The sequence below is a fragment of the Vreelandella populi genome (assembly GCF_003989825.1).
Classification (GTDB): domain Bacteria; phylum Pseudomonadota; class Gammaproteobacteria; order Pseudomonadales; family Halomonadaceae; genus Vreelandella; species Vreelandella populi.
The window spans coordinates 179,798-197,905 of record NZ_RZHE01000002.1 but is presented as its reverse complement, the minus strand read 5'-3'; the positions used below and the strand labels follow the sequence as shown (position 1 = coordinate 197,905).

The 18,108-nt window shown below is 55.8% G+C and carries 21 protein-coding genes; 6 read left to right on the top strand and 15 right to left on the bottom strand.

Annotation, left to right across the window (positions count from 1 at the left end):
• Positions 1-64 precede the first annotated feature (64 nt).
• Together cmoA and cmoB are read left to right on the top strand one after the other, a co-directional pair.
• Complete coding sequence (cmoA, locus tag ELY25_RS00830) at positions 65-808, top strand: carboxy-S-adenosyl-L-methionine synthase CmoA (RefSeq protein ID WP_126949412.1); 744 nt, start codon at positions 65-67, stop codon at positions 806-808.
• Complete coding sequence (cmoB, locus tag ELY25_RS00825; RefSeq protein ID WP_126949411.1) at positions 809-1,801, top strand: tRNA 5-methoxyuridine(34)/uridine 5-oxyacetic acid(34) synthase CmoB; 993 nt, start codon at positions 809-811, stop codon at positions 1,799-1,801.
• Between the two features lie 2 nt (positions 1,802-1,803).
• Here cmoB and ELY25_RS00820 read toward each other — a convergent pair whose 3' ends face one another.
• The 4 genes from ELY25_RS00820 to ELY25_RS00805 all read right to left on the bottom strand — a co-directional run bounded on the left by ELY25_RS00820 (position 1,804) and on the right by ELY25_RS00805 (position 5,227).
• The gene (locus tag ELY25_RS00820) at positions 1,804-2,478 is read right to left on the bottom strand and encodes a zinc metallopeptidase (RefSeq protein WP_126949410.1); all 675 of its coding nucleotides are present in this window, start codon (positions 2,476-2,478) and stop codon (positions 1,804-1,806) included.
• 62 nt (positions 2,479-2,540) lie between these two features.
• Complete coding sequence (locus ELY25_RS00815) at positions 2,541-3,611, bottom strand: App1 family protein (RefSeq protein WP_236995608.1); 1,071 nt, start codon at positions 3,609-3,611, stop codon at positions 2,541-2,543.
• Positions 3,612-3,673: 62 nt separating this feature from the next.
• On the bottom strand, positions 3,674-4,237 hold the full coding sequence (locus tag ELY25_RS00810; protein ID WP_126949569.1) for a type 1 glutamine amidotransferase domain-containing protein: 564 nt from the start codon (positions 4,235-4,237) through the stop codon (positions 3,674-3,676).
• Positions 4,238-4,345: 108 nt separating this feature from the next.
• On the bottom strand, positions 4,346-5,227 hold the full coding sequence (locus tag ELY25_RS00805; RefSeq protein WP_126949408.1) for a helix-turn-helix transcriptional regulator: 882 nt from the start codon (positions 5,225-5,227) through the stop codon (positions 4,346-4,348).
• 160 nt (positions 5,228-5,387) lie between these two features.
• Between ELY25_RS00805 and ELY25_RS00800 the strand changes: the two genes are divergently transcribed.
• The 3 genes from ELY25_RS00800 to ELY25_RS00790 are packed head-to-tail and all read left to right on the top strand — an operon-like array spanning position 5,388 to position 7,662.
• Positions 5,388-6,092: an ABC transporter permease gene (locus ELY25_RS00800; protein ID WP_126949407.1), complete on the top strand. Its 705-nt coding sequence runs from the start codon at positions 5,388-5,390 to the stop codon at positions 6,090-6,092.
• Positions 6,089-6,811 carry an ATP-binding cassette domain-containing protein gene (locus ELY25_RS00795; protein ID WP_126949406.1) on the top strand — a complete coding sequence of 241 codons (723 nt, stop codon included), beginning with the start codon at positions 6,089-6,091 and terminating at the stop codon, positions 6,809-6,811. The genes ELY25_RS00800 and ELY25_RS00795 overlap by 4 nt, the downstream gene beginning before the upstream one ends.
• A gap of 41 nt (positions 6,812-6,852) precedes the next feature.
• On the top strand, positions 6,853-7,662 hold the full coding sequence (locus ELY25_RS00790) for an ABC transporter substrate-binding protein (protein ID WP_126949405.1): 810 nt from the start codon (positions 6,853-6,855) through the stop codon (positions 7,660-7,662).
• Positions 7,663-7,727: 65 nt separating this feature from the next.
• Here the strand turns inward: ELY25_RS00790 and cysN are convergent, their stop codons facing one another.
• The 6 genes from cysN to ELY25_RS00760 all read right to left on the bottom strand — a co-directional run bounded on the left by cysN (position 7,728) and on the right by ELY25_RS00760 (position 12,862).
• A complete protein-coding gene (cysN, locus tag ELY25_RS00785) occupies positions 7,728-9,149 on the bottom strand; it encodes a sulfate adenylyltransferase subunit CysN (RefSeq protein WP_126949404.1) in 1,422 nt (473 codons plus the stop codon).
• Positions 9,149-10,111: a sulfate adenylyltransferase subunit CysD gene (gene cysD, locus ELY25_RS00780; RefSeq protein WP_126949403.1), complete on the bottom strand. Its 963-nt coding sequence runs from the start codon at positions 10,109-10,111 to the stop codon at positions 9,149-9,151. Before cysD ends, cysN begins: the two co-directional genes overlap by 1 nt.
• A 174-nt stretch (positions 10,112-10,285) precedes the next feature.
• Entirely contained in the window at positions 10,286-11,020 is a 735-nt protein-coding gene (locus tag ELY25_RS00775) for a phosphodiesterase (RefSeq protein WP_126949402.1), read from the bottom strand.
• On the bottom strand, positions 11,020-11,466 hold the full coding sequence (locus tag ELY25_RS00770) for a DUF1249 domain-containing protein (protein WP_126949401.1): 447 nt from the start codon (positions 11,464-11,466) through the stop codon (positions 11,020-11,022). Before ELY25_RS00770 ends, ELY25_RS00775 begins: the two co-directional genes overlap by 1 nt.
• Before the next feature lie 2 nt (positions 11,467-11,468).
• Positions 11,469-12,143 carry an NUDIX domain-containing protein gene (locus ELY25_RS00765; protein WP_126949400.1) on the bottom strand — a complete coding sequence of 225 codons (675 nt, stop codon included), beginning with the start codon at positions 12,141-12,143 and terminating at the stop codon, positions 11,469-11,471.
• Between the two features lie 74 nt (positions 12,144-12,217).
• The gene (locus ELY25_RS00760) at positions 12,218-12,862 is read right to left on the bottom strand and encodes a TRAP transporter TatT component family protein (protein ID WP_126949399.1); all 645 of its coding nucleotides are present in this window, start codon (positions 12,860-12,862) and stop codon (positions 12,218-12,220) included.
• A 203-nt stretch (positions 12,863-13,065) separates the two neighbouring features.
• Here ELY25_RS00760 and greB point away from each other — a divergent pair, with 203 nt between their 5' ends.
• Positions 13,066-13,596, top strand: a complete 531-nt coding sequence (gene greB, locus ELY25_RS00755) for a transcription elongation factor GreB (RefSeq protein ID WP_126949398.1) — start codon at positions 13,066-13,068, stop codon at positions 13,594-13,596.
• Here the strand turns inward: greB and ELY25_RS00750 are convergent.
• From ELY25_RS00750 to ELY25_RS00730, 5 genes are all read right to left on the bottom strand, one after another.
• Entirely contained in the window at positions 13,593-14,330 is a 738-nt protein-coding gene (locus ELY25_RS00750; protein WP_126949397.1) for an SIMPL domain-containing protein, read from the bottom strand. The two genes, greB and ELY25_RS00750, sit on opposite strands and share 4 nt — an antisense overlap.
• 177 nt (positions 14,331-14,507) lie before the next feature.
• On the bottom strand, positions 14,508-15,350 hold the full coding sequence (locus tag ELY25_RS00745) for a fumarylacetoacetate hydrolase family protein (RefSeq protein WP_126949396.1): 843 nt from the start codon (positions 15,348-15,350) through the stop codon (positions 14,508-14,510).
• Between the two features lie 22 nt (positions 15,351-15,372).
• A complete protein-coding gene (locus tag ELY25_RS00740) occupies positions 15,373-16,113 on the bottom strand; it encodes an SDR family oxidoreductase (RefSeq protein WP_126949395.1) in 741 nt (246 codons plus the stop codon).
• A gap of 171 nt (positions 16,114-16,284) precedes the next feature.
• Positions 16,285-17,289 (bottom strand): methyltransferase, encoded by a 1,005-nt coding sequence (locus ELY25_RS00735; RefSeq protein ID WP_126949394.1) that lies wholly within the window; start codon positions 17,287-17,289, stop codon positions 16,285-16,287.
• Positions 17,286-18,095: a methyltransferase domain-containing protein gene (locus ELY25_RS00730; protein WP_126949393.1), complete on the bottom strand. Its 810-nt coding sequence runs from the start codon at positions 18,093-18,095 to the stop codon at positions 17,286-17,288. Before ELY25_RS00730 ends, ELY25_RS00735 begins: the two co-directional genes overlap by 4 nt.
• Between the last annotated feature and the right edge of the window lie 13 nt (positions 18,096-18,108).

Genomic DNA, 18,108 nt, shown 5'->3' with positions numbered 1-18,108 from the left:
GTCTGTTCTGGTCAAATCAGGGCGCGTAAACTATCTACCCTTTTTGATGACTCCCGGCTTGCCAATGAGTAATGCATCTTACCGTGACGCTATCTTTTCGACACCCCTTGATCGAGTAGCGCGCTTCTCCTTCGACGAGCAGGTCGTTGCCTGCTTCCCTGACATGATCCGCCGCTCGGTGCCGGGCTACGGCCAGATCCTGGGCATGCTGAGCCTGATTGCCCAGCGCCACCTGCGCCACAGCGCCCATGTGTATGACCTTGGCTGCTCGCTTGGCGCCTCGGGTCTGGCCCTGGCAGGTGCGCTGAAGCCCGACGCGTTTCGCTACACGGGGGTAGATCTTTCCCCTGCCATGGTCGAGCGCGCCCGGCAAACCTTTCTTGATGAGTGCCCGGACTACGCCATGAGCGTGGAAGAGGCCGATATCCGCACGCTAGACTATGCGCCATCGGGCATGATCATTCTCAACTTCACCCTGCAGTTTCTGCCCCCGGCCGACCGCGATGCGCTGTTGAAACGCCTTTATGAAGCGCTGGAACCCGGCGGCGTGCTGATTCTTTCTGAAAAGACCATCGACGCCGACGAGCAGGATAACGCCTGGCGGGTCGAGCGCTATCACGACTTCAAGCGCGCCAACGGCTACAGCGACCTGGAAATCAGCCAGAAGCGCACCGCACTCGAGAATGTACTGGTTCCCGATACGCTGGACGCGCTGCACGAGCGCCTCCAACAAGCCGGTTTCCCGCGCTCGGTTACCTGGTTTCAGTACCTGAACTTTGCCTCTGTTATTGCGTTCAAGGAGGCTTAAGTGGAGCTGCCCGAGGATCACCGCGCTCTTTATCAGGCGTTTCTGGACCAGGGGTTGACCACCTGGCTTGCCAAGCTGCCCGAACAATTGGCAGAGGGACTTAACCGCCAGCGTCATGGCGACTTGCCTGCCTGGGAAAAGGCCGTGGCCAAACTGCCCGCCCTACCGGCCAAGCGCCACGTTCAACTGGACAGCGATACGCTGACGGTAGAGCTCGACCTCAGCGAAAGCCAGCAGCGCCAGTGTTTCAACCTGCTTAAAAAGCTTGCCCCATGGCGCAAGGGGCCCTATTCGCTAGGCGGCATTCATATCGACACCGAATGGCGCTCTGACTGGAAATGGCAGCGCGTAGCGCCTCACCTTGCGCCCCTCAAGTACCGCAAGGTGCTGGATGTGGGCGGAGGCAGCGGCTATCACGCCTGGCGCATGACCGGCGCTGGAGCTGCGTTCGTGCTGGTGATTGACCCATCGCCCCGTTTCTACTGGCAGTTCCAGGCAGTGCGCCACTTTGTGGGCGACGCCGACGGCGGGCGCACGCAATTTCTACCGGTCGGAATCGAGGATGTACCGGAAAGCCTCGGCTTTTTCGATACGGTGTTCTCCATGGGCGTACTCTATCACCGCCCTTCACCCCTTGAGCATCTGCAGCAGCTGAAAGCCGCACTATCACCGGGTGGCGAGCTGGTGCTGGAAACCCTAGTGGTGGAGGGTGATGAGCAAACGGTGTTTGTACCGGGCGAGCGTTACGCCGCGATGCCTAATGTTTACTTCCTGCCCTCCTCAAAAGCGCTCTGTCATTGGCTTAGCCGCTGCGGCTTCACCAATATCCGCGTAGTGGATGAGGCGGTAACGACGCTTGACGAGCAGCGCTCGACTGAGTGGATGACCTATCAGTCACTGGTCGATTTTCTGGATCCCAATGACAGCACGCGCACTATTGAAGGCTATCCAGCGCCACGTCGCGCGGTGATCATTGCCAACAAGCCAGGCTAGCTTTACCTTCGCAAAATCACCAACCAACGGCCGAGGTTCATGACGCTGGCAAGTGAAGCGGCTACATAGGTAAAAGCGCAGGCGGTAAGTACGTGCCGAGCACCTGGCATATCGTAGGGCGGCACGTACTCTTTCAAAAGCGGCAGCGCACGGTTGAAGCTTGCATCAAATTCGACGGGCAAGGTGATCAAGTGCACCAGCGCCGCCGTTCCAAAGCTGATCACCGCAATTGCGATTACCAGAGCCAGCCCGCCCGGCAAGCGCGTCAACAGAAACAGAAAAGGCGCGGCCATCATAAGGATTGCCCCCAGTTTTTCAGCCTTTTGCACCACACCTATCATACGGCTACGCGCCAGTAGCGGTGCGTAGCCTTGATGATGCTGGATGGCATGGCCTACTTCGTGAGCGGCTACCGTGACAGCCGTAAGCGAGCGTCCATCATAATGCTCGGCTGAAAGTCGAACGCAGCGCGTCTCAGGATCGTAATGATCACCAAACTCGGTACGCTCAACCTTGACGTCCTCTACGCTCAGGCGGCGCAACAGGTGTTCGGCAAGCTCTGCGCCACTGCCAGGGTAGTCATCACGGCCTCGCCTATGGCGGTTAAGTACCCATTTGGCCCATAGATTAGGCAATACGAAGATTGCCAGCGCAAAGAGGATAAGTAGAACGACCATGGCGATTGACTACCCAATGTTTTAAGGCTTCGTTTTACCACGGACAGATCATCAACGATACCTTACATTTGGGCTTCTTGGCGCTCTTCCTCGCGGTGTTCTTTAACATCCCGAATAACCGCTTGCAGACCGCGGGCTGAAATATCCCCATTGGCATGTGCATGCTCGGCAATCAGGACGCTATCAGGCGCGAGCACCAGATCACACTGTGTATCGGCAAGCTCATCGTGAAGGCGTTGAATAGCCTGCTCCCGCTTGGGATCCTTATCGACTCGGCGGATATAAATCGCCTTGATTCGCCCCGGATAAGCCTTGACGATTTCAGTGTAGACTTCCGGATCGTGCTGACCGCTGTCGCCAATCAAGATGCACGGCAGTTCATCAAACAGCGTCAGCATCCGGTCAATCAGCAGGCGTTTGTGCTCTTCAGCACGGCGCGGCCAAGGGTGACGTAACGAGATCCCCCACTCACGCAGAAACAGGATAGGCCCAACGGGTATACGGTTTAGCTGAAAAAACGCCTCCAGCATTTCGTAAATGGCCCATGGCCCGCGAGATACGTACAGAATAGGCCGCTCGGCCTTTTCAGTTTCTCCACGGTGCAAAGCTTGATAAAGCGAAGCCACGCCAGGAAATGCCGTACGCCGATGCGGCTTGCGGACGAACAGGCGATACAACATTTTCAACTTTTCGGCCACGCCCGTAAACATGACGGTGTCATCAATATCACTGATCACCAACAGATCCGTTTCAGGCGGGGGAATATACACTTCAACGCTGGTGCGTACGGGCGACTGGCCCTCGGCATGCACATGTATATCGGCCCGGTGCCAGGAAACGTCGATGGGTAGTGATTGCGTAATGGGCAGGTGGGCATCGAAATAACCGTCACGATCCGTTTTAAGGATTAGTTCGTTCTCGCCGATACGGATATTCACATGGGCATCGGCTAGGCCACGGCGAAAAATGCGCCGGGTCACATCGGCAGTATCACGCAGCATGCCGCGCCTGGGGATAGCACGGCCAAGAGCGGCCTGACGAAACACCCGCCCCATGACAAATACTTCTTCTGACGAACCGTAGCCACGGTAGGGATGAACCATCATTCCCCCGTGACCACGGTCACGCTTCATGGGTTTTGCGATAACATGGACAAGCCTTTTAACAAAGCTTGTCCACGGGCTAAACCATGACATTAGGCGTGCTGGCCTGAATGACGACCTTCTTGAAGCTCTTCTAGGAGCTTAGCATTGAACGCGTCCAGGTCTTTTGGGGTACGGCTGGTCACCAAGGCGTTATCACACACCACGGCTTCGTCCACCCAGTTAGCACCGGCGTTACGTAAATCCTGGGCAACGCTCGGTACAGAGGTCATCTTGCGACCGTCTACGACGCCTGCGTTAATAAGAATCCAGGGCGCGTGGCAGATAGCGGCAACCGGCTTGCCCGCCTGGAAGAAAGCTTTCACGAAGCTCAAAGCGTCTTCGTTCATGCGCAGCTCATCGGGGTTGAACAGCCCACCCGGCAGCACCAGCGCGTGGTAGTCAGACTCGCTCACATCAGAAAGTGATTTATCGGCCTGGTAAGTATCACCCCAGTCGGTTTCAGCCCAAGCGCGGATACCCTTACCGTCGGGTGTCACAATATCAACTTCAACACCCGCGTTTTTCAGTGCATCGCGTGGCGAGCTTAATTCAGATTCTTCAAAGCCATCGGCCGCAACAATTGCTACACGTTTACCATTCAGTGCTTGATTCATCATGCTCTCCATTTCGTGATGATTTTTGCGTTAACAACGCCTTAACAGTTTGGCGCATCTTGTACAATCGTCAAGCGAAGAAGGTGAAGCAGCCTAGTAACGGCGTACTTAAGCGTTGTACAGCACGCAGCCTAACTGGCTAATATCATAGCCTCCTAGACTGTCGGCCTGCTGCCGGAAACGCATCTGGCGGGTAAAGCTCATCAACGTTTGAATGGCCGGTTCGAAGTAGCTTCGGCGCGGCATGACAAGATCAAACGACTCATCGCGCAGGGGAATAAACGAGAGCTGCTGACGACGGGCGGCGGCCTCGACTCCAAGCCCTGCATCCGCGTCGCCCTGGCGAATGCTTAGGGCCAGATCATCTTCACTCTGAGAAGCGTGCGCGGCCCATCCGATCTGGCGAGCATCAATAGCGGCTTCCTCCAACAGGCATTTAAGCAACTGCGCTGCGCCAGCATCGGGCTGGCGATGAGCAATCGTAAGCCCCGGCCGAGCAATATCCTTAAGCGTTTGGATTCCTAGAGGGTTATTCGATGCTACCAGCAGCCCCTGGCGCCGCTTTGCCCAGTGGATGATGACAAGATCACGCATGCCCCCCAGGCCGAGCATGGCAGGGTCGTTGTAGCTTCTCGTCTCAGGGTGCAGCAGATGCACGCCGGCCAGCAGTGCCTTTCCGCCCACCAGACGACGAACACCATCCCAACTGCCGTGGCACAATAAAGCTACTTCACTGCCGCTTTCACGCAACGCCCACTCAAGAAGCGGGTCCTGGCTACCGGCTAGCACCATTGGCAGTGGCAGTCGCTGGGCCTGGTCCCCCTCTAGATGATTGAGCAGCCACATATCAACACGCTGGCGAGGAAAAAGCAGCTTACCCGCAGCCCGGCTGCAGGGGATTTGCCCCTGGCGCACCAAATCGTACACCTTGCGCTCTTTCAGGCGCAGATAATCAGCCACTTCGCTGGTGGTAAGGTACTCCCTAAACATAGTCTCGCCCTCAATTTACTGCATATAGCTGCATATATTTCAGCTGTCAGTGCAATCAGGCAACATAACGTACAATAATGCCGCTTTACAAACACGCCTTATAAATACGTTTTATAAACAGGTTTTTATAAACACGTTCTTAAAAAATGATGCGGACGTCATGCCAGTAAGTGATAACCCTTTTTACACTGCGCTTGCTCTGATTCTGGGAATGGATCAGAGGCTTTTTGATATCGTCACCCTGTCACTTCAGATATCCCTGATAGCGGTGCTGGTTGCCTGCCTACTGGCCCTGCCTTTAGGTGCCGCACTCGCCTTGTGGCGCTTTCCTGGCCGAAACATCGTCATTGTCATGCTAAATGCATTGATGGGACTTCCACCGGTCGTTGCCGGGTTGTGTGTCTATCTACTGCTTTCTCGCGCCGGGCCGCTGGGTCAGTGGGGGTTGCTGTTCTCGCCCTCGGCCATGGTGATTGCCCAAGTCATTCTGGTACTGCCGATTATTGCTGCCCTTACGCGCCAACAGGTCGAGTCGCTGCACAATGAGTATGACGAGCAATTACGCTCCCTGGGCTTAAGCCCACTGCGCATGATACCTACCCTGCTCTGGGACGCTCGTTTTGGGCTTTTAACTGTCATATTGGCAGGTTTTGGCCGTGCCAGCGCCGAGGTGGGTGCCGTGATGATCGTGGGAGGCAATATTGATGGCGTCACGCGGGTGATGACCACCAGCATTGTGCTTGAAACCAGCAAGGGCAACCTGCCGCTCGCGCTTGGCCTGGGCATTGTCTTGCTGAGTTTGGTAACGTTGATCAACGCCCTGGCCCACGTGGTGAGTGAAACAGCCAAGAGGCGACTGGGATGAAGATCGAAACTATCATGCCCGCTGACATTGCCAGGCAGCATCTACACCAAGTGCGTTTTGAACATCGCGGCCACCATTTGCTGCTACCCACCAACGTATCGTTTTCAGGTTGTCGCCGAACCCTGATCATGGGCCCTAATGGCGCGGGTAAAAGCTTGCTGATGCGCTTGGCCCACGGCTTACTGCGCCCCAGCGGCGGGCATATCCGCTGGGAAGGCGCCCCCCCCGTACAAGCCATGGTGTTTCAGCGCCCGGTACTGCTGCGCCGCTCGGCGCTGGATAACCTGACATACGTTCTGGCGGTTCAGCGAGTGCCACGCGCCCAGCGTAAAGCCCAGGCACTGAACGCGCTGGAGAGGTTTGGACTTGCCGCACTGGCGAAGCGCCCGGCACGCGTACTTTCTGGCGGCGAGCAGCAGCGTCTGGCGCTAGCACGTGCCTGGTTGCTTAATCCGTCGGTGCTATTCCTGGACGAGCCCACCTCGGCCCTCGACCCTGCCGCCATCAAGGCGGTAGAGGACGCAGTCAATGCCTTTCATCAGCAGGGTACCCGCATCATCATGACCACCCATGACCTTCATCAGGCGCGTCGTCTCGCCGATGAGGTGCTGTTTATGCACGGCGGTCAGGTGCTTGAACAGTCGCCTACTGAACACTTTTTTGAAGCTCCCGGATCGCCTCAGGCAAGCGCATTTATTCGGGGCGAACTCGTGTGGTAACAAACTTAAGCGCCCCCTAACTATCAAAAAGGAGTAAACGTATGCAGAAAACGACAGCCCTGGTAGCAGCCGGGTTGGTCGGTCTTTCTTGGAGCGCCTCACTGCTCGCCGAGGATGACTTTATTACGCTGGCGTCCACCACCTCAACCGAGAGCTCCGGCCTGTTTGGCGCGATTATTCCTGCGTTCACCGATACCACCGGCATCGAGGTGCATGTTGTCGCAGTGGGCACCGGCCAAGCATTCGAGATTGCCCGCCGTGGGGATGCTGACAGCCTGCTGGTTCACGATACGGCGGGAGAAGAGCAGTTTGTGGCCAACGGCTACGCCACTGAACGCCAGAACGTGATGTACAACGATTTCGTGCTGGTAGGTCCCAGCGACGACCCAGCCGGCATTAGCGATAGTGAAAGTGCCGCAGAAGCTTTCGCTCTGATTGCCGAAAGCGAGTCGCCCTTTGCCTCACGCGGCGATGACAGCGGCACCAACCGCGCCGAGCTAAGGCTTTGGGAAGATGCGGGCGTGACTCCCCAGGGCGAGTGGTATCGCGAGCTGGGCAGCGGCATGGGGCAAACCCTCAATACCGCCGCAGGTATGAACGCCTACACCTTTACCGACCGCGCCACCTGGGTCGCATTTGAGAACCCGCAAGATCTGACAATTTTGTTTGAAGGCGACGAAGCGCTGTTCAACCAGTATGGCAGTCTGCTGCTATCCACTGAGAACAACCCACACTTGAAACACGACCTGGCCACTCAGTGGCACGAATGGCTGCTTTCCAGCGAAGGTCAGCAAGCCATTGCCGATTTCGAAGTCAACGGCCAACAGCTGTTTTTCCCTAACGCTGAATAACCGCTTTTGCCATGAAAAAGCCGCCGCTATTAGATAGCAGCGGCTTTTGGCTAACAGCGTACTGTTTAGAACAGTTCGCGGATATCCTTGGCTTCCCAATGCGGGAAATGCTTTCTTACCAACGCATTGAGATCATGCTCAAAGGCCGCCCAGTCGGTAGTGGGTGTAGCACTAGCCTCGCGTGAGGCAACCGCACGAATCATCCCCGCACCGACCGTCACGTTGGTCAACCGGTCGATAATGATAAAGCTGCCGGTGCCTGGGCTGGTGCGGTAATCATCCACCGGAATAGCTGCCGTCAGCTCCACCTCGCAGCGGGCGATGGCGTTCAGCTCCAGCGCATCCGTTGTGTGCTTTTCCAACGTATTGACGTCGATCTGATACTCGATACCGCGTACCTGACCGGAAAGATCGCGGGTGGCGAGCTTGAAATCGTAAAGCTTGCCGGGCGTCAGCGGCGTTTCATGCATCCACACGATATCCGCCGTGAAGGCGTTGGAGAGCGGCACATCCGCCTCAGCGCTTACCAACCAGTCGCCGCGGGAAATATCGATCTCATCTTCAAGCGTGACAGTGATTGCCTGGCCTGGGTAGGCCTCGCTCAAATCACCATCGTAGGTAACCACGCGCGCCACTTTGGATATCTTGCCGGAAGGCAGCGCTTTCACCGCTTGCCCCGGGCGTAGAACGCCTGCGGCCAGGGTGCCGCAGTAGCCGCGAAAATCCAGGTTCGGCCGGTTCACATACTGCACCGGCAGGCGCAGGTCGCTCAGGTTCTGGTCGCGGCTGATCTCGGTATTTTCCAGTAGCTCGATCAGCGTTTCGCCGCTGTACCAGGGTGTCTGCTCGCTGCGGTTGACGACGTTGTCGCCATTGAGCGCCGACATCGGCACAAACCGGATATCGCTTGCCTGAAGGTTGGTGGCAAAGGTGCGATACTCTTCTACGATTTCGTTGAAACGCTGCTCGGAAAAGCCCATCAAGTCCATCTTGTTGACCGCGATCACCAGGTGCTGAATGCCCAGCAGGTCGGCGATAAAGCTGTGGCGGCGCGTCTGGGTCTGTACGCCATAGCGCGCATCGATCAGGATAATGGCCAGGCTCGCGGTCGAGGCGCCTGTGGCCATGTTGCGCGTGTACTGCTCGTGCCCCGGGGTATCGGCAATGATGAACTTGCGCTTATCAGTGGAGAAGAACCGGTAGGCTACATCAATGGTAATGCCCTGCTCACGCTCGGACTGCAGGCCATCGACCAAAAGCGCCAGGTCCACCGTATCGCCGGTGGTACCGCTCGTCTTGGAAGCCTGGGTAATCGCAGCGAGTTGATCTTCGAAGATCATCTTGGAGTCGTGCAACAAGCGGCCGATCAGCGTCGATTTGCCGTCGTCCACGCTGCCGCAGGTAATGAACCGTAAAAGGTCTTTGTTCTCGTGCTCGTGCAGGTACTGCTCGATATTGTCGGCGATCAAATTGGACTGATGAGACATTAGAAGTACCCCTCGCGCTTTTTCTTCTCCATGGAACCTACCTGGTCGCGATCAATGGCCCGGCCGCTGCGCTCGCTGGTACGGGTCAAGAGCATTTCCTGAATGATTTCCGGAAGCGTCGCGGCTTCAGACTCGACCGCGCCGGTCAGCGGGTAGCAGCCCAGCGTTCTAAAGCGCACCGACTTCTCTTCAGGCACCTCACCCGGCGCCAGCGGCAGGCGATCGTCATCGACCATGACCTGCATGCCGTCGCGCTCGACCACCGGGCGCTTGGCGGAGTAATAAAGCGGTACAATCGGAATCGATTCCAGGTAGATGTACTGCCAGATATCCAGCTCCGTCCAGTTGGAAAGCGGGAACACGCGAATCGACTCGCCTTTGTTGATCTTGGCGTTGTACACGTTCCATAGTTCGGGGCGCTGATTCTTGGGGTCCCAGCGGTGGTATTTATCACGGAAGGAGTAGACGCGCTCCTTGGCCCGAGATGCTTCCTCATCGCGCCGAGCACCGCCAAAGGCGGCATCAAACCCGTACTTGTCCAGCGCCTGCTTAAGCGCCTGGGTTTTCATGATATCGGTATATTTCGCGCTGCCATGGTCGAACGGGTTGATATTGGCCGCCCGCCCCTCTTCATTGGTGTGCACGATCAGCTCCATACCCGCCTCAGATGCCATACGATTACGAAACTCGATCATTTCGCGAAACTTCCAGGTGGTATCCACGTGCATCAGCGGGAATGGCGGCGTACCGGGGTAAAACGCCTTACGCGCCAGATGCAGCATCACCGAAGAGTCCTTGCCGATCGAGTACATCATGACCGGGTTACTGAACTCAGCCGCCACTTCACGAATGATGTGAATGGACTCGGCTTCAAGCTGTTTCAAATGGGTTTGACGCGCGGCGCTGAGCGCGCCGGGCGCCTCGCGCCGCGGCGTCGAAGAGAGAGTGGAGAACTGAGTCATGGTCTGCTACCTCACAAAACAAGCCGATGTTTATAAGCTTGCAGTACACGCTGAATTAAAACGTTATACGTTCGATTGCGGATAGAGTAACGCCGAGTCGATAATAACCCAAAAGAATTAATAACTATCTTTTTATTCTTTTATAAACTAACAGCCATAGAACGGGCGATAACGCTAAACATCAACACGCTCAATCCAGGTTTCCCATTGCTCACCATGCAAATCCACTACTCGATAGCCGGGCCGCGAGGCTTCATCGATGGCAAAAGATTCAGCGCCAGGCATAAACTGGTCTGACATTGCCGGACAGCCGTATACCCCGATACGGTTTTCCGCGAACGCAACGTGCTGGGCATGAGCTTGATGGGCATGGCCGAAAAGCACGATTTTAACTTGAGGATAGGCACTCAGTACTTGCCAGAAGGCTTCACGGTCCTGAAGGCCTATGGCGTCCATCCAGTCAGCCCCCACATCGACAGGTGGGTGATGCATGGCGATAAGCGTAGGCCGATCATCCTCTTCCAACTGCGCAGTTAACTTCAGAAGCTGCTCACCACCCAGCTCACCGTAAGGCTGGCCAGCCACCTGAGTATTCAGCAACAGCATACGCCACTGCTGCATATCAACTTCTTCCAACAGCGGATGCTCGGCACGCATCAGCTCTACTTGATCGTGATTGCCCGGCAACCAGAACCAAGGGCATGGCAGCGAAGCCATCGCCTTTTTGACAAGCGCATAGGAAGCAGGGGTTTCATCCTGGCTGATATCGCCGGTAAACACGATGATATCCGGACGCTCGGCAACAGCGGCAGCCAGTACACGCTGAAAATGCTCCCAGGGTACGCCCGCCCGGGAGCGCGCGCTGATATCTGCATGTAGGTGAGAATCGGTAATCTGCACCAGGCGCATTAACGCATCTCCGGCAGATCATACGCATGCCCATGGGCTAACCCATGCGCCAGCCACTCGCCCAAAAAGCGGTTGAGCTGAAGTTTTTCATCGGGCTGGTGCATGCGCGCATTCGGATAGCGATAACGTCCACTAAAGTGGCGCTCGCGTTGAAAATCGGTCACTTCAGCCATGCGCACATCGTGATAAAGGTGCACGCGCATGCGCGGGCCATCCATGATCGCATCCAGAGGGCCACTTTGGGTAACATCCACCATGGTGGTATAAGGCGCCTGCTCTACGATGGTCAGCTGCAGGTCGCCAAAATGGCGATCGTTACTGCTTAGTGCAATTTCACGACGCTGGCCGCTCTCCATATCCCCCACCAGGCGTGAAAGGCGCAGGTAGTTGGCGCTGCACTCCCCTTGGAGTGATTTCAAATCGGTGACATAAGCTGTTCTCGCCATGCTCACTCCTCGTCGGTTTCGCTATGCATGAGCGCTCGCTGGGAAGCCGCACGCAGTGAGGCGCGCTGCCCTGCCAGCCAGTGCAACCCAATTAAACACATGGCGTTGTCGAGTCTTCCTTGGCCCAGGAGTTCCCAAACGGTAGGAAAAGCCACAACGTGTACGCGGATATCTTCATGCTCTTCATCCAGGCCATGAATACCGCCTAACCCCTGAGTATTCACCAGCCCGCAAAAAAGCGTTACACGCTCATTGCAGGCGCCCGGGCTAGGATAATACGTATGTATCAGCGTCAGAGAGCCTACTTCGCAACCCGCCTCTTCCAGGGACTCACGTCGGGCAACGTCTTCAAGTGATTCATCTTTATCGACAAGGCCCGCCACCAGTTCAAGCTTCCAAGGTGATACGGGGTCATCAATCGCACCTGCTCGAAATTGTTCGACCAGCACCAGCGCATCTCTTGCCGGGTCATACAACAAGACGCCAACGGCATCAAAGCGATGATGCACTTCGCGACGCATGGGCTTGCTCCATCCACCTTCAAACAGCCGGTGGCGAAGCTCCAGGGCTTCGAGACGGAAAAACCCCTGATAGAGCGTTTTACGCTCGATCAGTTCAATATCGTCGCGGCCATATAGCGGCGTACCTAGCGATGAGGTTTCAGCATTGAATGCCATGCGGCACTCCCAGTAGTCACAATCCTCTATTATCAATGCTTGCTACTGGGAATGCCAATCTGGCTAGGGCGGGGTTATAGGCGGCTCAGCATGGCTTGAGCTTCCCGGCGTAGCGCCTCGTCGGAAAGTTCGCGCTGCTCGCGAGGGATGCCGTTCACGGCACGCTCTGCATGTTCACGAGCCGCCTCGGTATTACCTTCATCGAGCAGGAATGCTGCGTAGTAATAGTTGACGTCGATACCATCAGGACGAACCTCAACGGCGCGTTGAAACATCTGGCCAGCTTTTTCACTGCTTCCAAAACTGATCGGGCGCCCCGGCACGTTGTCGTATAGTGCACCCAAGGTGACATAGGCTGAGCCGTTTGCGCCTTGAGGATCCAGCGCAATAGCGCGCTCCAAAACATCACGGGCATCGCCGGCCACACTCAACGCCCCAAACCCGCCGCGCTCACGTGCATAAGAGGCCAGGATAATTCCCTGCCAAGCCAGCACGTCGGCCTGATCTGCGTTCTCTTGTGCCAAAGCAGTGGCTTCACTCGCCAACGTCTTTAAAGTGCTCTCCCGCTGGTTAGCCGGCAGATCGCTTACCGTATGCTCCCAGCGATTTTTCAGCGAGAAAAGCTCACTTTCATAAGCGATAGCCGTTAAAGGTAGCAGCGCCAGCGTGCTGCCAAGTGCAGCAGCCACTAGTAACCGAGGGAGGGGGTATACGTGCATAACAATCTCCTGGATTATTTTTATCAACCTATTTTATAGACATGGTGTTTATATATTTATAAAGCCCACTTCGACAATGTAACGAACGTTTGAATGATTCGCTAGTGACCCCGGTAATTCAACATGCTTTTACCTAAGATGCTTTTTTTCACGTAGAGTAAGCTTCTTTAAAGTGCCGCCCTTACCGACATGAGAGCACGCGAATGAAAGGCCGTAATATGACCCGCTGGCGTGACCCGGCTAAAGACCCACGCCAAGCACCCAAGAGTAACCTGATTACCGCCGAAGGCGCCGCCCGTCTGCGCGGCATTCTGGATCACTTATCGCGCGTAAAACGTCCTGCGCTTTCCGCCAAGGTAGGCGAAGCGGCCGCACTGGGCGATCGTAGCGAAAACGCAGATTACACTTATAACAAGAAAGAGCTGAACCGCGTCATCGCCCGGATTCGCTACCTGACCATACGCCTGGATGAACTCCAGGTAATCGACCGGCTCCCGGCGAATCTCGATAAAATCTTCTTCGGCGCCTTTATCGATCTGGAAGATGAAGAAGGAGAAGCACTTCAACTACGCATTGTGGGTCACGACGAAATCGATACCCAAAAGCGCTGGATCAGTATCGACGCGCCCATGGCCAAAGCGCTTCTCGGCAAACAGGTCGATGACGATGTAACGGTGCTTACCCCGAATGGAGAAGTGCTCTACACCGTGACCAACATTCGTTATACCGGTTAATCCTTTAATGCATAATCAATAGTGGTCACCACCCGGACGCGCTTAATATTCGGTGTATAGCTGTCTAGATCCTCAATAGAGAAATAGCCCTGCGTCGCCTGGTGTATCTGGCCCACCTGGCTCCCGGAGTCTTCGGCAAACTGCTGAGCGGCATTACGCGCATCAGCGGTCGCCTCGGCAATCATTTCGGGTTTGATTGCATCTAGCCCGGTAAACAGAAACTCGGTTTGGTACTCATAACTTGGTGAGAGTAAAACGCCTTGGCGCACCAACGACGTAGTACTGGGGATTGCCTGCATGACACCTTCCACATCTGGCGAACGCAGCAGTAGCGTGGCCTCTGCGCGGTAACGCTCATCAGGGCGCTGCCCGCCATACAGGTTACTGAACTGATCGGTTATCCGGGGTGGCGTGGTGGTGATATGCTCAGACGCAAAACCCTGGGCTTCTAGGAAGCGGCGGATCGCCTGATCGTTATTGGAAAGCTGCTCTTCCAAGTCGCTTAAACTATTGGCGCTAACGCTATAATTAAACGGCCACAGCACCAGATCTGCCGCCACCTCACGCTCAGCCAACCCACGAACCGTGACATTACGCGAAGACTGCTGCCATACCTCGGCCGCCTGCTTGATGTAGCTCCCGCCCCCGACCAGCCCTACCGCCAGCAGGCCACCTAATACAATAGCGCTAGCCAATACCACGGCATTTCTGCTGTTTCTAATCATTATCGCCACCCCACACAGCTTCCATTAAACTGCCCTAATACTTAACAGCATCATAGCGGTGAAACGGTGGCACGTCGGTAGCCGAATGTGGCAAGTTTGGGAAAATATTGAGTTAGGTATTAGCGACTAACAAAGCCGCCAATACCTATTTTTTCTATCACCTGTGTTTTCTAGCACGTATGTTTTCTATGCCTGTACTACGCGCTGACTCTGCTCGCCCAGGCCATCAATGCCTAAACGCATGCTCTGGCCATCCCGCAGATACACTTGGGGCTGCTGGCCCATGCCGACACCCGGAGGCGTACCGGTTGAAATAACGTCGCCCGGCTGCAGGCTCATAAAACGGCTTAGATAACTGATGAGGAAAGGTACCTGATACACCATGGTCTGGGTGCTGCCATCCTGATAACGCTTGCCATCCACTTCGAGCCACATGCCCAATTGGTGTGGGTCCGCCACTTCATCACGGGTTACCAGCCAAGGACCTAACGGGCCAAACGTATCGCAGCCTTTGCCTTTATCCCAGGTACCGCTGCGCTCAAGCTGGAACGCGCGCTCAGAGACATCATTCACGACACAGTATCCCGCCACATGAGACATGGCGTCGGCTTCGTCGATGTAGCGGCCGCCCTTGCCGATGATGACGCCAAGCTCCACTTCCCAGTCGGTCTTTTCGGAGCCGCGGGGAATTTCCACATCATCGTTAGGGCCGCAGATAGCACTGGTCCATTTGTTGAAAATGACTGGCTCGGGCGGCACTTCAGAACCGGTTTCCGCCGCGTGATCAGAATAGTTGAGACCGATGCAAATAAACTTGCCTACGCGAGCTACACAGGGGCCCAAGCGAACATCATCAGCTACTTCCGGCAACGTCGTTAAATCCATATCGCGTAGTTGCTGCAACTTACTATCGCTTAATACATCGCCCGCGATATCATCAACAACCGAGGAAAGATCGCGTACCTTTCCCTGGTTATCCAGAATGCCTGGCTTTTCCTGGCCCGGCTGTCCAAAGCGTAATAGTTTCATATTGTTATTCCTCCTGAAGTAATCAGTTAGCCCAACCGCCATCAATTAATTGTGCGGTACCCGTAATGAACTGCGACTCATCGCTGGCCAAAAAAGCGGCCAATGCCGCCACTTCCTCTACCCGACCTAGCCTGCCCATCGGTTGACGCGCAATAAAAGACGCCAGCACCTCATCCTCGCTGCGCCCTTCTTTACGGGCCTGCTCGGCAATGCGCTGTTTCAGTGAAGGAGACTCAACGGTACCCGGACAAATCGCATTGCAGCGCACGCCTTGCGTCATAAAGTCTGCAGCTACCGACTTGGTAAGGCCGATGACCGCTGCCTTGGAGGCGCCGTAAGCACAGCGGTTGGCAACGCCTTTAACGCTTGAGGCCAAAGACGCCATATTGATGATGCTGCCCCCGCCTTTTGACAACATGCCGGGCAGGAAAGCCTGCAGGGTATAAAACATCGAGGTGACATTCAGATCCATCGACCGCTGCCAGGTGGCTTCGTCGCACTCAAGGACCGTACCCCCCGGCACCATACCCGCACAGTTGAACAGTATGTCCAAAGCCGGCAACGAAGCGGCCAGCTCATTGATGGCCTGGCTATCCGTCACATCCAGGCGATAGGCTTCAACACCCGGCATATCTTCTAACGAGGAAATATCAATATCGGTGGCGAATACCCTGGCGCCTTCGGCAACGAATCGCTCGACGCTTGCACGCCCAATGCCGTTCGCGGCGGCGGTAATTAATGCCGTTTTATTTTTGAGTCTCATGCGGTTTCACTTCCCTGATCGCGTTGGCATGCACCTAGAAACAGTGTGAACCTACTTGAGGTCAGGGCACCCAGCTATTAGTGGCCTGACCAACGCATCGAGTATGGGCATGAAACTTTGATACTGGCAATCCTCAAAAAGGCCAATGCGCCATGGCGATCATACAAGCCTTTAGCGGCCTGATTGACTCGCCCCATAAACCCGAAAACGCCGGTTATCGGCAAGTGTCTCGAAGCTTCCAAAGGTGCCGGTCAAAAGGTCTGGATAGGGCAAGAACGCATTCGCCACGATGATTAACCGCCCACGGTTAGCAAGACGTTCTGGTGCCTGGCGAATCAAGCGTTGGCTGGGCCCGTAGCTAACATCTCGCTCCTGGTGAAACGGCGGATTGCTGATAATAAAATCATAGGCTTGGCTTTCCAGGGCGCTATACACATCGCTTTGCAAAACGTGCCCATCGACGTTATTGGCCTCCAGCGTGCGGCGCGTCGCCTCAACGGCAAAAGCGCTGACATCCACGGCGGTGACCGTATGGCCCCGCTTGGCAAGCCAGGCGCTGATAATGCCATCGCCACAGCCCATATCGAGAATACGCTGAGGCGTTTTGGGCAGTTCTTTTTCCAGGCTTTCCAATAGTAGCAATGTACCTTCATCCACCTTGCCATGACCAAAGACGCCGGGGTGGCTGACAAGCGTTAAACCCAATGCCTCAAAGCGCTGCCAAGCATCTTGCAGGGTGTTCTCAAAAGCGATGGTGCGTGAGGCAAACAGTGAACAGCGCCGCGCGTTATCGCGCTTGTCGCAAATCATTCCCCGCTCTGCGAGTACTTTTGGCACCCGTTTCACGCCGCCATTGTGCTCGCCTACAATCTCAATGGCCGTACCCACCGGTAAAACGCTGCATAGCCACTCAAGCCACCAAATGCCTAGCTGGTGCGCTTTAGGCCAGAACAGCACTATCTCGCCGTGGGTAACGGCGTTTTCGAGCAGCATGAAGGGGCTACAAGCTGTCTTGCCGGCGGCTTGCCACTCGTTTAGTACGCTAAGATCACCGCTGATAACGCCCGTGGATTGCGCGATTAACCAAGCGTCAACCGGTGGTGCTACGACCATAAGTGCCGTGTAGTCATCCTGTTGGCGTTCCAGCAGTTGGCAGGCAGGTGTTTGGGCACTCATTGGGAAGTCTCCGATTTGATCAACGTATAAAGCAAATAACGACCCAGCCGCCAGTGCGGGTCTTGTTGGCAGTACTTTTTTTCAAGCGCCAGTAGCGTTTCACGCTCTTTATCGCTGGTGGGTGGCTGGCGTAGGTAGTCCTGAAACACGCGGATACCCGCAACGCTTGCCACTTCAAGGTTATTTTCCGCCCCCCACTCAACAACTTCAGCATGAGTTACCGGCGAAATCGGTGTTAAGCGCTGCCGCTTGCCCTTGCCTTCCAGGCGATCACTTAACGCTTTTTCCAGATTGCCTTTCACCGCATTGGAAAAGCGCAGCGCATCGCGGTTGAATACCATCAGGCTTAATTGGCCACCGGGCGCGAGCAGACTGGTTAGATGGGCAATCGCTGAACGCGGGTCACCCAACCATTCAAGCACCGCGTGGCAGGTAATCAAAGGCCAAGGGCCAGGCGCTTGCTGGCGTAAATCTTGGAGCGGAGCATGCACGTAGGCCATCGCCTCGCAAGGCAGCGCCTTCGCTTCACGGTGCCAGTGCCTGGCATACGTAAGCATATCCAGGGAGGGCTCGGTCATGGTGACCGGATGCTGGCGTTCGGCAAACCAGGCAGCCTGCTGGCCTAATCCGCCGCCGACATCCAGCACGGGTTGCTGGTCCAGCTGCAGCATTTGCGGCAACAGATAATCCAGCATCGCCAAGCGCAGCTCGCCGCGGGGCGCTTGGTAAAGCGAGCGCGAAAACTTGTCGACCAGACCGTCGAAGTAGCGGTCTCCAGCGTCGGTTAATTCATAGGTTGGATGCATGCATAAGGCCAGG